Here is a 15,979-nt window from a genome sequence, read left to right on the forward strand (position 1 = left end):
CGATGTTAGAACGTCTGTGGTATGCGGTAGTATGTCGATCGAAACCAATACATACAGCATCACTCCCGTTTCGCGGCTTCGAGAGGGGGTCAGTCTTTAGTTATTCTGTTTTTTGTACATATAATCGCTAATGTCCAAGCTTCCGCGTTATCACAGTAATTCTAGAACACAGTTAATATTGTAGTAATCCGTTAGCATGTAATGTCTGCATAAATCAAAATGATCGGAGAAAAATAACAAATGCAAGGGGGGATCTGGCGACATCCGCAGTGAGTTGTTGGATGCAATACGCACCAACAATGCTGAGGGTGTCCGGAAGGTGTTAAAAGCGCTCCCGGCGGAGGAGAAAGCCGTCGCGATGTGTCGTCCAATTTTTGACGACAAACCATTGTTGCAATACGCGCTCGCGGAGGGCAAAACCACTCCGAGTCCGGATGCATTCAAGGCAATTCTGGAATTTTGTACTCCAGATATCCTCAATACGGCCGATCCTAGCGGCAACCAGCCAGTATTTATGGTACTCGAAGCCCCTATAGAGTACCTGCGTGCCATGTTAGATACAAAAGGTGTCAACTGGGGCATTAGCAATGCCAGGGGTGACACTCCCCTTGCTCACGCGTTGAAAACTAGACCAGACCAGGAATTCGACATGCAGTCTCTCACCAAGCTGGCGAGGCTGCATCCGCATGCTTTGTACCGAGTAAATAAATCTGGCAATAACATTTTGCATTCTGCCTGTGAATCCGGCGAGTGGAACAATATCGCATTCGCCATGAATCTGCACGACACGGTGTCAGATACCCCACTTGGGCGCAATGCGGGCGGGAGCGCTGCAGATTTGCTAAACCACAAGAACGGCTTGGGTGAAACTCCGCTACACATAGCTTATAGGAAGCTTTCTGCGGAAGACTCCAAGTTATTTGATCTATATTTTCAGGACGGCATAAAGGCAGACCTCCTAGCTAAGGACAGAGAAGGCAAATCGGTAATCTACAGGGCAGTAGAAGCCAATAATGAGCACATATATGATTTGTGCGATGGCAATGTTAGCTACACCCGAGAGCTGGCCATGTGTGCGCTGGAGAGCGATAATCAATCTATAATCAACAGGCTTATTGGTCCTCAACCCACAACGGATGGCCCGCCAGCCTTACTTAAAGAGTGTGTTCGTGAGTTGCTCAAAGACCCAGAGAGGCTGGTTAGGTGTTTAAACTCTGGAGATTCAAAAACCGATCTGTGGGAGGCCCTATATAACACACTGGATACACCTGAGGACAAAGCAACCTTCATGTGTTGTGCTGCTGCATCAGCGCACTACCAACTTAATTGGAGACTGAACAACTTAGTATCACAACCAGAAAATCTACGCGCCCTTAATGATGAGACGAGCCTAGCCCTAGAGGATAGCCATAGTCTTGAAAACCCAGATCTACTAGGCAGTGTGGTATCTAGGTTTCCCGATTCTAGTTGCGTTAGCGTAGATAAAATAGCTGAACTTGCTCTCAAAAACCCAACTGCAGACGCCTTATTGAGTATGCTCCAGCGCGCTACAGAAAATAACACGACTGGCGTGATACTAAAAGCAATATCACAGCGCAACTGTTCCGGTGTCTCAGCAGTGAGCAAGATGATAGGCTCATCTGACGGGGAGAAAATATTCGAATTCCTTGATGGTGTGTCACGGCGCTCCGCCTTGTTGAACCAAGTTTTAGCAAATGATGGCCCTCTCGTGGCGGGTATGCAGTCATTGCGGGAAGAAGTACTAAAGGCCACACTAAGCCTCGCCAGTACGGGAGACATAGACAAAATGCGCGCCATATTCAGGGCAATACCGGACGCGGTGTATGCGGAAGATCCCATATCAGGCAAAAGCGTATTGGAAATAGCTTCTGACGCTGGTCAACTACAGACTACACACTTCCTGATTGAATTCCATAAGAAGATCGCCAGAAATGCTGAGATAAGCACCGACGCCGAGGACCTGCAGCGTGCTATAGAGAGCATAGTCCAGGTCGCCAGGGTTGCTCCGGATACCGCTAGCAGTATGGTTGACGGTATACTGCAGAGCGGCAAAAACATTCCGTCACCCGATGCTAATAGAATACTGCAAAACGCAGCTCCAGAAAATGCGCACAGACTGGCAGCTGTTCTTGAGAGAAAATATCCAGGGCTTACGGAGCAAGTGTCGCAGCAACGTGCTGCGCCGCCACAGCGGCGAAAAGGTCTGGCTGAGCTATATGTACCTAGACAGAGTGACCTGGGCCCAGCAAGAGCTGCTGATAGCCCAAGTGCACGCGTTGACAATGACAATGAAGAGTTGCAAAACTACGGGTTGCTGCGCAAGTACGTCGCCATACTTCAAACGTCAGCGGATGATCCGCACAAATTTAAAACGACCCTCAAAGAGGATTTTGAAACTTTTGAATCCATAAAGCAGGCGGCTCACGCGGACAACACTGGACATAGCATCTTCACGCTAGTGGCAATGCGTGGTACGCCAACACAAATGGACCTGCTTGTGTCCAAGTTTGGTGAAATACGGAACAGCAATCTGGCTTTCAGGGCCAACTATGAAAGCTTCTCTTCCCTGGGCTCCCCCCTACAATGCGCGATCAGGGGTGGTAATCTTACCATGGCACATCACTTATTGGGGAAGATGGATCATGGTAAAATATGCGTGCAATACGGCACAAGCAAAGACAACCTACTGCACACCCTGATAAAAACTGGAAGGTTGGATATCCTTTTCTCTTTACCACACGCCACACAACCTCCTAACAGTAATACATCGTCATTTGTGACACAAGCAATCTTACAAATGAACGCCGATGGGAAAACCCCCATGGATATAGCACTATCCATGGGTGAGGAGCCACGCAGCGCATTATGTGCATTCATCACGGGTGCAGTACAAGACAAAGATATGGAACGCCTTCTGGGCAGCGGCGCGATGACTCAGCTGGCGTTAAACCACAACAGCCCTTCTATGATGAGGTGGGTGTTTGATCTAGCTGCAAAATTTAACACTAGACAGGAAGCAAACGGAGCCCGCACGCGTATTGACGTGTTGGGCAATATGGACAATACCAAAACCCTGATGGCTCGGGCCTCCCGGAGTAGCAACCCTGAAGTACACCAGGTCCTCCTAGAGAAGATACGGGAAAAATATTCCAACGAGTTTCCGGAAGTGTCTAAACAGCTTCTGATGCACCTGGCTGAAAATAATCTATACAATCCCGCTCTATTTAGCGACTTGGAAGAGTCAGCGCGCAGCTCTCAAGACGCAGTAACACGCGATTATTTAATAAAACAGGCGATAAAACACGATAATCCAGATCTGATCAGGCACATACGCACGGCAGATGCATGTGGGCGCCTGTCGGAAATGTTGCAGGAGCTGCACTCCGCGAACGCAACACCACCATATGCCGTGCTGAAAGATAATATGTTGGCATTCTTCATGGCGAACCTAGATCAGGAAAGCTTTAACAGATTTGCGAACGAGAATTTATCACACATCGTAGAACAGAACATGCCAAAAGCATGTGAAGTATTCATACAACGCTCTCCCGACAATACACCACTATTAGAAGCTGCTATCCACTCAGGCAACATACAAATAGTAGAGGCAGTACTCAACAGAAATCCCAACACCCTGCTGCGCACTTATGACGCGCAAGACTATACTGTGCACAACTCTCTGTATGACTTTGCCACTTCAGTATGCCCTAAAAACGAGGCCGGAAGGGCTATGTTGCGGTACTTGGCACATCGAACTGTAAATGCTGTTCTGGAAAAAGACAGGGTAGCAAGTACAACTACGCGGCCCGACGAGGCGTCCACACAGCACGGACCGGAATCTGAGCCGTTTTCCCAAAGCAGTGAATTTGCTAACACTTTGAAGAGCATACTGCTACGACATAACTTGGGTTTAAACACCGAAAATCGCCGAACCATTGACAGATACGCGTCAACCGCAAACGCTGATGCATTTCAGCAAGCAGGAAGCGAAAATCTGCTGCGGATAGCGCTGGAATCCCGAGACTGCCAGGCGGCAGAAAAATTACTCGAAGACTATATAAATCGCAATGGGAGGGAACCCAACGCTAACACTACAGAGATCATTAATCAGAGTATAGATGGTCGCTCCATATTACACCTAGCAGCTTCGAATGGTAATTACAAGATTCTCGCAAATCTCATAGCGCTCGGTGGTGACCCAGCTCTTGCCACAGATAGCGGAGAAAACGTGGCGCATTTGTGCGCACAAAGTGGCATGAAGAAGGAAGACGGTACGTATGCCTTCGCCTCCCTCATTCGTGGTGCTAGTGCAAACAATGTTTCCCTGAACACGGCTGACAGGAATGGTAAGGGGGTCCTTGAGCATGCTGCCAACTGCAACGACAAAGCAAGCACAGTAGAAATGCTGGAGCTGATACGCAATAATCCGGAACTCGACTCTCGGTTGAGCAGCCGCAAAGAGGGTAAGAAGAGAGACGACTTCTTTCGTGACACTATCGCAGGGGCATGCTTACAACGGCAAGATGACGCCATCGATACTTTCCTGGATAACAATCCTCAATTAAAAACTGACGCAAAGCGAGATCTATCGCTTGAACTTCTAGCGAAGAGCAAGAATCCGGATGATGATACTTTGGCAAATCTGCTTACAAGTACGTCCTTGCACTCATTTAATGAGATATATCCTCTAGAGCGTGCAAGCCCGATTGTGGGACAGCCCAGAAACACATTTATTGGGCATCAGATGGATCTACTTTCTATAGTCAACTCAAGAACGGTCAAACCGCATGACCTAGAACGTATGAGTCGCATGCCCATGGAAGCGTTTTCGGCTAGAGATTATAGAACTGGAGTCTCCCCCATAGAACACGCAATTGCCGTGAAGAATCTCGACTTCATCAAGTATGTGCTGGAACACAGAATCAGCGAGCTCAGGCCCAACATATGCGATGCCGCAGGGGATAACTTACCAGTGCAGCTGTCAAGGTTTATTGCCGAAAATCCTGAAACGCTGCAGCAGGACCAGCACTTTGCCAAATTGTACACAAACTTACTTGAACGGTGCCACTGCACTGCACAATCTCCGAGCCGGACCTCTGTAAGGGGAATATTAGAGAACAATGCGCGGCTCATATCTTTACGCGACAAAGCCGCAGACTCCGCCAGGAGGGAGTCACTCCTTAAGGATCAACTATCCTTAATTGAGCACAGGCTACGGGAGAACTACGAACCACAGGCAGTGAGCCAGCTTACAGCGTTTGTAAAGGACAATCCTGAGTTCAGTAGAAATTCGGCCAATACGTTCCGCACCCTATTTTTGCATGCTATATCAGACGCTGTGTCTTCGCATCAGGGTCTGAGCGACCACCACAAACGGTATATCAAAGAGCTCATTAAAAATGGCGATACCAGGAAGTTGCTGACCAATGTAGACCATGAGGGAAATAACGCCATACAGAGCGTATTAAATGAGCTATCAAAGAGCAAAATTGGCATAGGTATAGCCAAGGCTGACGCGTTGCAGGAAGTATTCTCAGAGCTTTTGGAAAATCTGAGTAACGAAGACCCCGAGCTGCTCAAGGAAGTACTCTTGAAACACAGAAATGCACGCGGAGAAAACTGCCTCGAGACACTTGCTTCTGTTAAGCCCGCGTATGGCGTATTCAGAGCAATCGAAACTAAGCTTGGAGCCAAGACTATAGCCGAATTTTGCGATCTTAACACAATATTGGTAAGGGCATCCAACCAGGCGGCCCTTCAGCGTCATATTTACGAAAACTACGCCGTGTTCCCAGTCGGTGGATGTGATGCTGAGCAAAATGTTCGCGTGCACATAGCAGCCACTTCTGGAGATCACAGTGCTTTCATCGCCGCAATGCAGACCGGGAGTAATATAAATCAGCTAGATAAAGACGGTAACACCCCATTGCAGAGCCTGCTCATCTACTTGGTGCAGAACCGGGGGAACATTACAGATGGGCACATAAAAATCTTAGAAACTTTGGTTTCCCATGGAGCAGCCCTACACCACAAAAACAACAATGGGCTATCCGCGTGCGACATGGCAAAAGAGCTCAAGGGGTCACTATTCGGCCAAGAAAGCAGCTGTCTACAATTCCTCGCTCGGCATAGGCTACAGTACGACAAACTCAAGCAAGAGGCGCAAGATGAGACAGACAAACGCTTTGTCAAGAGCAAGGAGCAAGGTCAGTCCACACACTGCGACATATCTGGCGCAACCATAGCGATAAAACTGGACGGTGGTACACTATTGACCAGTAAGCTGCTCTATAGTGATTTGTGCAGCAGAAATAACTTGAGTAGGGCTACATTCGACTTTAACCAAGGCCAAGACAAAGGTTACGTAGAAAAAGTAGGCAACAAGCGCAACTATGTGGCTACTGAAGGCGTCGTGAAGCTGACTTTATCTTGGAAGCCAGCACAAGGCCCAGAACAAAAAGTAGTCGTAATGGTTCATGCGGATGGAAAGATAAGCGTAGCGCCTGATTCCATAAGCAAATGTGGCAGCAAAGGGGAAAAGCTAAACTTCAACAACTGTAGGGTATACGTAGGAGGATTCTCTCTGGAAGACGCGCTAAGAAACGGTGTCTGGAAAACTCGACTAGCACAAGTTGCAACGGATCGTGAACGAAGCCCAGATGTTACGCAAGAAACGGGGCAATCACCCGATATGGGCGAACAGCGCTCAGGAGAACGAGGGCCTGAACGTGATGGAGATGCGGCAACACTCGCTATGCAAGACGCAAGGAGTGAGCCAAGCATCGACGCACAAGAGCGGAGTGATACAGAGCATCGTAGGCAGCGGAGTGCGTCTTACCCTGATTTGAGACTGGGAGAATCAAACTCTGAACTACCCCAACTACAGAACTACATCACCGGTGTCTCCGACTCTGAACCGCACCCTGCACCGCGCAGCAGTATCGCTAATCGAGGGAATGACCCCAGCGGCGGTGCGTCTCTCCAAGCAGAGACTGGTCAGCCACATACAGAAGGGTTACAGTCACCCGGTGGGGAGGTTCAGAGCCCAGGGGGCCACGGACACGACGGAGATATGCCATCACACACCACACGGAACGCTGACACTGGGCAAAAAGAGCCAGGTGATGCAACGCATGGTAGGCAACGGCGCGCGTCTTATCCTGATTTGAGGCCTGAAGCAGCGGATTCTCAGCCACCACGCCCTGCGCCGCGCAGCAGTATCGCTAATCGAGGGAATGACCCCAGCGGCGGTGCGTCTCTTCAGGCAGGAACTGACCTACCGCACACGGAAACAACGCAAATGTATGATGGGGTTGAACGTGGAGATGGAATGGAGTCATCCCCTATTACACCTCACCCAGTTACACAAGCACACGGTGGGGAGGTGGCAAATGACGCGGGAGGGTCCCCGTCCGACTCCGAGCTACACAGTGCAACTGATGGGCGGTATCCTAGCGCCGCTGAAGCGCATGGCAGCACTCCTGATATAGCAAGCATGGGTGGTGACAGCACCAGCAATTCAGAGCAACGCTCCGGCCAGAGCAGTGAAGTTATACCACAACCAACGGCTAGCGCGCTGCAGTACCATGAACTCGTCAACAATACAGCTGCTGCAACCGAGCAGGGCGCATCGACTGTTAGCGTACCCGAAAATATGCAACTTGCGCAGCAGGGGGTTCAGGAATGGGCTCGCATAACGGGTGTATGCAACGATATTGATAACTATTACGCTTTTAATACCAACGAAAATAGCGATGTGGCCTCGGCTTCTGCAGCTATTAAAGCGCTTCGTGATAAACATATGACAAATGGGCACACTGATGATGCTGTACAAGCACTGAGGAAGGAAATTCCCGAGGAGCTAAAAAAGTATGATATTGATTCTAAGGATTTGGGCACAGACCCAACGGTCATCATGCTCAACGGTGTAGTGCAACACCCAGGAATTAGTATACCAGACAACTGGACCTCTCCTTATGGGTTTGGAAACAATCTTGACGCCGAAATAAAATCGGAGCTACAGTTCATAACAAGCGTTTGCGATCGGTCCTCAATGGACTGCACGATCAAAATGCCTCTGCGACATCTTCCCATGTTGGCGATAGCCGCGCAGAAAATCAGTAATAATCCTCCTATAGGAGTTGATCTGAATGCCCCTAATATTAGCCAGGCAGATGGAGAAAGGATATTGAAGGACATTGCGAACACCTGCATGTTGTGTGAGGAAATTACCGTGGGATCAAGACAGGCCAGCGTTGCGTATGCGATGCCAAGCGCGCGGCAATCCGACGATACACTCCATGCTATGCGCGGCAACGACAGCTCGAATCAAGAAGCCAGCAGGGCAGCAAGCCCCGTGTCATATTCAAGCGATGACGAGGGCGTTGCGAGCGAAGGGGATGACGATTACCATGCGCTAGATGCACCAGAAGACCCCTCTTCACTTTCATGGGATCACAGTTATGACATTGGACCGCACACAGGTGAGCAGGCGGGCAGCGAATCTGAGGTATTGGATAGCATGGAGCTAGACGGTATTGAGAGTGCGCAACTACCTCCCTCATCACAGCTCTCACAGGAAACTGCCGATATCTTACGCGACCTGGGAGTGCAAGACAGCAGCAATAAATTGGCTCCAGATCAAAGCCATGAAGGCCAGGATGCTGCACAAGGCGAGGACGTCGCATCCCCAATGACTGCTTGGCAAAGTATAATGCGTGTGTGTAAGCAGACCGGCTCTTACTATGCATTTGACATACCAGATACCTGCAATATTGAGAATGTTGCATCACAGCTATCATTACGATACAAAGCCATAGCGGACGATTCTACGCTAGGCAAAAGTGAGCGCACACAAGCAACAGTACAGGCAATAAACGAAGTTATGGGTGAACACGGCGTGAGATGCGCTGTGCTTGGTACCCCGATGCTACAGGTAACTCATGATAATATACAAATAGTGGATAGTGGCGAAACACTTTCTGAGGAGTACAGCTCACCCTATGGATTTGGAGCGGAAGTTGATGGCAAAATAAAGTCCGCACTGTCGTCGGTCCGGGAAATTGCACACAGATCTTCTAACGACCTCACAATGAAAATCCCTCTGGAATATCTGCCAAGGATCATAGAAGCAGTGGAACGAGAAAAGGCTAGGCCGCCATCAGGTATAGCGTGGCCGCAATTGGGAGTTGGGGAGAGTTCGGCTATTGACAAGGCTGATGGAGAGAGGCTCCTTAAAGACATAACCAATATCTGTTTGCATGCTACAGCGGAGCTCAGCAGTCCACAGGAGATTTTCTCTGGCTCAGTGCGAGAAATTGCGGAACAGTGGGAACAAATGGAAGAGAGACAGCGCAGTGGCAGTATGTCTAGCGCTTTCTCGACCCGCAGTAGGTCTTCTACAGCTTCTTCCATGAGTTCAGAGCCAGCGCAGGTATTATCACGGTTATCCGCTAGCAGCCAACAACAGCTGGAAAGTGCGATAGAAGGGCTGACTCAAGGTTTGTACAACACTCAACCTAATCCTAACAACGGGGAGGCGGAGAGGCCTGAACAGGAAACAGCACAACAACACTCTGAAGAGGATACATCCTCCAGCGTAGGCGCACAAATACTTCGTGCTGAAAATTGGGCAGGCTTAAGCCAATCCTCCTCTCCAGAGAGCGCAATAACACTTGAAGAATGTGCAGAGCATGATGGTGCGCATTTGCCTGAAGCACCTACCCCCACCCCAGATGTGAAACAGAAAGAAGGGGGAATGGAGCGACAGTAGAGCTACATGTTGTGTAACCCACCCATGCTGAGCATTGCTAAGAGGCCGTCACGGGAGCAGGTCTGCACCACTTGACGCACAAAGGAGATTTTAGGCCGTATTCTACTTCGGTAGCTTGTCTAGGTATAGAAGCACTCCGGAAACTACCATCACCCACGCAAAAGAAAACGGTAGAAATATCTTCCATCCCAGCCTCATTAGCTGATCATACCTATAGCGGGGTATTGTTGCCCTGACCCATATAAAGCAAAACAACAATAGCAATATTTTCAAGCAGAACCACACAAAACCGGGCACTAAGTACAAAATCTGGATATTCAACGGGGGATACCACCCACCGAGGAAGAATATCACCATCATAGCACTAACGAGGATCATGTTTGCGTACTCGCCCAGAAAAAACATGGCAAACGGCATGGAAGAATATTCAACATTATACCCGGATACCAACTCTGACTCGGCTTCAGGTAGATCAAAAGGATGACGATTTGTCTCGGCAAGTATTGAAATAAAAAACACAAGCGCCATAGGCAAAAGCAGCAAGTCCACCCAGTATGGCATAGTGTGACGCATCACAACAATGTCAACTAACCTTAAAGATCCTGTTGCTACAGACACCGACAGGACAACCAGCCCCATGGACACCTCGTACGAAATCATCTGGGAGGCAGATCTGATTGCGCCTAGGAATGCATACTTTGAACCACTGGACCACCCCGCCATTATGATTCCGTAAACTTCTAGAGAAGACACGGCAAAGATGTACAAAACCCCCAGATTGATATTCGCAATAGCTGCGGGAATAGAGGTTTCGACGCCATTGATCACATACGTACTGACTCCAAAGGGTATGACCGCCCACCCAGATAATGCAAGGGTAAACGTGATGACGGGAGCGATGAAGAAAGCAAAATTCCTTGATCGTAGCGGAATAATACTCTCCTTGGTTACCAGCTTTAGCGCGTCGGCAAACGGTTGAAGTAGGCCAAGTGGCCCAACAACGCTTGGGCCGTGCCTGAGCTGCATAAAGGCTATGACTTTGCGCTCCATATATACAAGATACGCAACAGACACCATGACCCCTACCATGGCGGACAGCATGACAAAAATCAACGGTCCGACCGAAGATAGATAAGTGAGTAAGCTCTGAAGAACACCCATATCAACAAGCTTTATCCGCAAAAAATTTGGTACACTTTGCCATGGTCACAGATGCCCTGCTTATGGGATCAGTCATGTAAAAATTTCTTCGCTCAGCGGTAAACTCCCCCTTCAATGCGGATGGCTGCAACTTCATGCTTTTGTCAGGCAAGGACCATTCCGAAGCAACAAGGCCCCCTATATTTTCTGCTTTAAACTGAGCACCAATATTTGCAAGCCCATCCCAAACGTCAAACACTGAATCATAACGGAACTTGCACCCAATCCGCCCCGCCAGCATATTTAGTATCACCCAATCCTCTATAGAGTCCCCAGGTGGGCGAACCGCAATTTCCGTCCTCTGCACCCTCCCCTCAGTGTTAACGTAAGTAGCCCTTTTTTCTGTATACGCAGCACCAGGTAGCACAACATCCGCAATATGTGCACCACGGTCCGCATGATGGCCTTGATACACTACAAATAGGGAAGGATTGGCAGACTTAACGGGACCAAGGTCTATTTCATCCGCACCCAAAAGATATAACACCTGGAAATCACCATTGGAAGCCCCGTGCAAAATCTCACGCACTCCAACTTTGCTCGGATCTTTGGGCAGAAAACCTATATCCAACCCTCCAACCCTCGCTGCCGCCCTGTGAAGTACGTTGAATCCGTTCCAATCACCCTGCACCATGTTAAACTTCTCTGCAATACAAGCGGCCAGTTTTAGGACCTTATCGCCTACATCCGAAGCAAGGGCATCCTGTCCAAGCACAATCATCGGCCTTTTTGAGGCTTTCAGAGCTTTGCAAAATTCATGGCACCCATCACAAATATCCCGCAATACACTCAGCTCTCGCCCTAAGTTTTTCACCGAGTAGGTGTAGTCAAAATCACACCCCACAGCAGCAATAACCATGCCGCCGCTCAGGTACCGCTTGCGTAGTCTGGCATTTATTACGGGCGCATCAAACCTCAGGTTCGCATTCACCAACAAACACAAGTCCGCTTCTTCTATGCCCGCGATTGACGTATTAAACAGGTACATACTTCTGGGATTCGGAAGTAGCTTAGCTCCATCTTGCCTACACTCCATAGTCTCGCTGCCATGGTGGCACATTAGTTCTTTCAACAAAAACATGGATTCGCAATCTGCCAGGTCACCAGAAATCGCAGCCATCCCACCAGGCGGTGTATTACTAAAACGCTCAGCAACCAGACTAAGTGCTTCATCCCAACTCGCGGCCACAAGCTTGTTACGCTTCCTAATGTAGGTCCTATCTAGACGTTGAATGCTCAGGCCATCGTATGAGAACCTTGTTTTGTCTGAAATCCATTCCTCATTTATATCTTCATTCAGCCTTGGTAGAACGCGCATGACCTCCAAACCGCGAGAGTCAACCCTTATGTTGCTGCATACAGCATCTAAAACGTCTATTGTATCACAATGAGAGAGCTCCCACGGCCTGGCTTTGAATGAATACGGCTTTGAGGTAAGAGCACCCACAGGGCATAGATCTATTATGTTGCCAGACAGCTCTGACAGCACACCTTGCTTTATGCAAGAATCTATTTCAATGTTTTCTCCCCTACCAAAGGTGCCAAATTCGTACGTACCCGCAACGTCAGACAGAAATCTTACACACCTAGTGCAGTGGATGCACCGGTTCATCGAGTTCTCTATAAGGGGACCAAACGCCTTTTTTGATACGGCCCTCTTATATTCGTCATACCTACCAATACCGCGCCCGTAGCCCATAACCTGATCTTGCAAGTCACACTCTCCCCCCTGATCACAGATTGGGCAATCTAAAGGATGATTTATCAGCAGTAGCTCAAGCACGCCCTCCCTGGCCTTTCGCACCCTTTCACTGCTAGTGCTTATCTCCATACCCTCAGACACAGGCATGGCACAAGAAGCAACAAGCTTGGGTTGCCCAGTGACTTCCACCAGACACATCCTGCAATTCCCAGCTATAGCCAGACGCTCGTGATAGCAAAACCTCGGGACTTCTACCCCAGCGCTCTCACACGCCTGAAGGATAGTAACCCCCTCTTCGACTTCTATCTCCGCAGAGTTTACTACCACCTTGACCACGGCACTCCTATATGCTTGACCACTGCACCGGAACCCCGTCAGAACCTTCGACGAGATTACCATCGTCAAACTGGGCTGCCATGAATACGTGCCCTTTATCTCTATCAACGTACTTTACAGGCCTGACTGCCTTCCCTGCATACACCTTAGCAGAGGTGCCTTTTTTGCGTTGGTTAGGATTATTCTTGCTAGCGGTTTTAGCAACCTTACCACCTTTTGCCATCGTAACCTCCTAAAAACAGGGCTAATTCTATCAGGTGACACTACCCCGTCAACAACAATAACCAAGATAGCTCCAGAACGGCGCAGAAGTAAAACTCAAAAAACACCTAACTAACGCGACCGGAAATAGCCCAGCGGAACCCAGGCCATAGACGCGGCAACCACACCTGAGAAGAAAACCCTATGAGTCAATATTTTCAACCCTGAGCGCATTGTCGTTAATGAAGTCTCTCCTAGGTTCGACAAGATCCCCCATTAGCACCGAGAAGATAGAATCAGCTGCGGCATAGTCGGATATTTTAACCTTAAGCAATGTCCTAGTCTCAGGGTTAAGCGTGGTATCCCATAATTGGTCTGCATTCATCTCACCAAGGCCTTTAAACCTCTGAAGAGCCATGTCCTTGCGACCAAACTCCACAACACTGCTGGCCAGCGCACACGGAGAACGCACCTTCACTTGATAGTCCTTTGCAGACAACATAGTGCCCTCCCCAAATATGTCTTCTATCCCGTCCAAAGCGCCAATAATACTCTGAACATCTCTGGAATTCACAAAATCGGTACCTATGGAGTATTTGTCAACCATACCCTGAGATAACCTGAAAATCGTGAGCACTCCATCGTCAGATACCTCAACATTCCACTGATACTCCGAGAATACGCGATTCAGATGGGCCGTCATATCTGCAGGCGATCCCCAGCCACACTTTTTGTATTGCACAATGAGAGATTCGAAAACTTCTTGCGGGATCGTCCTGGCATACGCTTTAGTAACGTTAGCGATGCGCATACACTTGCGCAGTATGGACTGCAATTCCGCACCGGAGTGCTCCGCCCCTCCACTGAGCACCAGGCTCCGAGTTGCATTGCCCACGATATAATCACTCAACGCCTCGTCATTCTTGATGTACGTGTCTTTCCTATGCCTAGTAAGCTTGTATAAAGGGGGCTGGGCTATGTACAAATACCCCTCGCTTATTATGTCTTTCATGTATCTGAAAAAGAAAGTAAGTAGCAAGGTGCGTATGTGTGAACCGTCAACATCAGCGTCAGTCATTATGATGATCTTGTGGTACCTCACCTTAGACACGTCAAAACTACCTATACCTATGCTGCTTCCTATCGCCGTGATGAGCGAGGCAATTTCGCTCGAAGAAAGCATCCTATCCAGACCAACGCGCTCCACATTGAGGATTTTACCCCTGAGCGAAAGAACCGCCTGGTATCTACGGTCCCTACCCTGTTTAGCAGAACCACCAGCAGAATTACCCTCAACTATAAAAAGCTCGGATAACTCCGGGGATTTCTCCTGACAGTCAGCCAATTTCCCCGGCAACGCTGTAAAGTCAAGCCCACCTTTGTTTTTGATGACCTCACGCGCCTTCCTCGCTGCTTCTCTACCCTTTGCCGACCTGATAACCCTTTCCACAACGCTCATGGCAAGCTTAGGATTGGTTTCGAAAATAGAAGAAAGCTTTTCGAAAACTATACTCTCAACAACCAGCCTGGCCTCTGAGCTCACCAGCTTATCTTTAGTTTGCGATGAAAATCTGGGGTCAGGCATCTTGATTGATAGAACGCAGGTCAACCCCTCTCGCACATCTTCCCCTATGATAGCAATCTTGGCTTTCTTCAGGCAGCCCTCGCTAGTAGCGTAATTGTTGACACATCTGGTAAGCGCCGAGCGGAACCCGGCAAGATGCGTACCCCCATCTTTTTGGCGAATGTTATTGGTGAAGCACAGCATATTCTCGTAGTAAGAGTCATTCCAGCACATGGAGAGCTCTACAGAAATCTCGTAACCACTCATCATACCCTTAAGGGAAATAACCTTAGTTACAGGAGTTTTATTTCTATCAAGATATTCGACAAACGCCGCAGTGCCGCTACTGCCCTCCTCCAAGGTGTTGCCAAAGTTTGACTCCACAGCCGGAGATTCCCGCATATCCCTCAGTGTGATAACCACGTTAGAATTCAGCAAAGAAAGCTCGCGCACTCTGTTCTCTAGGGTAGAGTAGCTGAAATCTGTATGAGAAAATACATTACTGGAGGGCATGAAACTCACCCTAGTGCCTTTTTTGCTTCCACACTCCCCCACCATCTTCAACGGAGAAATAGCAGCTCCGTCTTCAAACCGCATGAAGTATTCCCGACCCTCTTTCCAAATTGTGAGTTCCAGCCAACTAGACAGTGCATTCACCACAGACACCCCAACACCGTGTAGCCCACCAGAAACCTTATAACTGTTATGGTCAAATTTACCGCCCGCATGCAGCTGGGTCATAATCACTTCCGCAGCTGAGACCCCCTCCTCTTCGTGAATGTCTATAGGGATGCCACGACCGTTGTCTGTAACGGCAACAGAACCATCGCTTGCGATAACAATATCTATCTTATTACAAAACCCCGCCAGGGCTTCATCAATGGCGTTATCAATAACCTCATATGCCATATGATGGAGTCCAGAGCCGTCATCCGTATCCCCAATATACATACCAGGACGCTTCTTAACCGCATCCAGGCCCCTTAAAACGGTAATCGCGCTCGCGTTATAGCTACCCATTCTGACACATTTGTAAAGAACCACCGCCCCATAATACAAAAAATCCAATAAATGTAAAACTGCAATCGACTGTAGAGAACATTGTAGTGCATATTTATGCTTAAAACATCCACCTGACTATGACAATGCAGGTTGCAGAAATGAACACATTAGACACCAAATA

Annotated in this window: 5 protein-coding genes; 1 reads left to right on the top strand and 4 read right to left on the bottom strand. The window is 48.7% G+C overall.

Translation table 11 applies throughout. The features are described from left to right. Positions 1 to 319 precede the first annotated feature (319 nt). Positions 320 to 9,793, top strand: a complete 9,474-nt coding sequence (gene ankC / locus AOV_RS02290) for an ankyrin repeat domain-containing protein AnkC (protein WP_233497222.1) — start codon at positions 320 to 322, stop codon at positions 9,791 to 9,793. A 102-nt stretch (positions 9,794 to 9,895) separates the two neighbouring features. Here ankC and nuoH read toward each other — a convergent pair whose 3' ends face one another. The 4 genes from nuoH to gyrB form a co-directional block, all read right to left on the bottom strand. Then, the gene (gene nuoH, locus AOV_RS02295) at positions 9,896 to 10,954 is read right to left on the bottom strand and encodes an NADH-quinone oxidoreductase subunit NuoH (RefSeq protein ID WP_075138968.1); all 1,059 of its coding nucleotides are present in this window, start codon (positions 10,952 to 10,954) and stop codon (positions 9,896 to 9,898) included. A 1-nt stretch (position 10,955) separates the two neighbouring features. Then, positions 10,956 to 13,031 carry an NADH-quinone oxidoreductase subunit NuoG gene (gene nuoG, locus AOV_RS02300; protein WP_075138969.1) on the bottom strand — a complete coding sequence of 692 codons (2,076 nt, stop codon included), beginning with the start codon at positions 13,029 to 13,031 and terminating at the stop codon, positions 10,956 to 10,958. Between the two features lie 7 nt (positions 13,032 to 13,038). Further along, positions 13,039 to 13,254: a hypothetical protein gene (locus tag AOV_RS02305; protein ID WP_075138970.1), complete on the bottom strand. Its 216-nt coding sequence runs from the start codon at positions 13,252 to 13,254 to the stop codon at positions 13,039 to 13,041. A 180-nt stretch (positions 13,255 to 13,434) separates the two neighbouring features. After that, positions 13,435 to 15,816, bottom strand: a complete 2,382-nt coding sequence (gene gyrB / locus AOV_RS02310; protein ID WP_075139481.1) for a DNA topoisomerase (ATP-hydrolyzing) subunit B — start codon at positions 15,814 to 15,816, stop codon at positions 13,435 to 13,437. Between the last annotated feature and the right edge of the window lie 163 nt (positions 15,817 to 15,979).

This window comes from Anaplasma ovis str. Haibei, assembly GCF_002214625.1.
Taxonomy (GTDB): domain Bacteria; phylum Pseudomonadota; class Alphaproteobacteria; order Rickettsiales; family Anaplasmataceae; genus Anaplasma; species Anaplasma ovis.

Bases quoted from the DNA above. Each gene is read 5' to 3' on its own strand.
- AOV_RS02305 (WP_075138970.1), bottom strand. From the start codon at position 13,254: ATGGCAAAAGGTGGTAAGGTTGCTAAAACCGCTAGCAAGAATAATCCT.
- gyrB (WP_075139481.1), bottom strand. From the start codon at position 15,816: ATGGGTAGCTATAACGCGAGCGCGATTACCGTTTTAAGGGGCCTGGAT.
- nuoH (WP_075138968.1), bottom strand. From the start codon at position 10,954: ATGGGTGTTCTTCAGAGCTTACTCACTTATCTATCTTCGGTCGGACCG.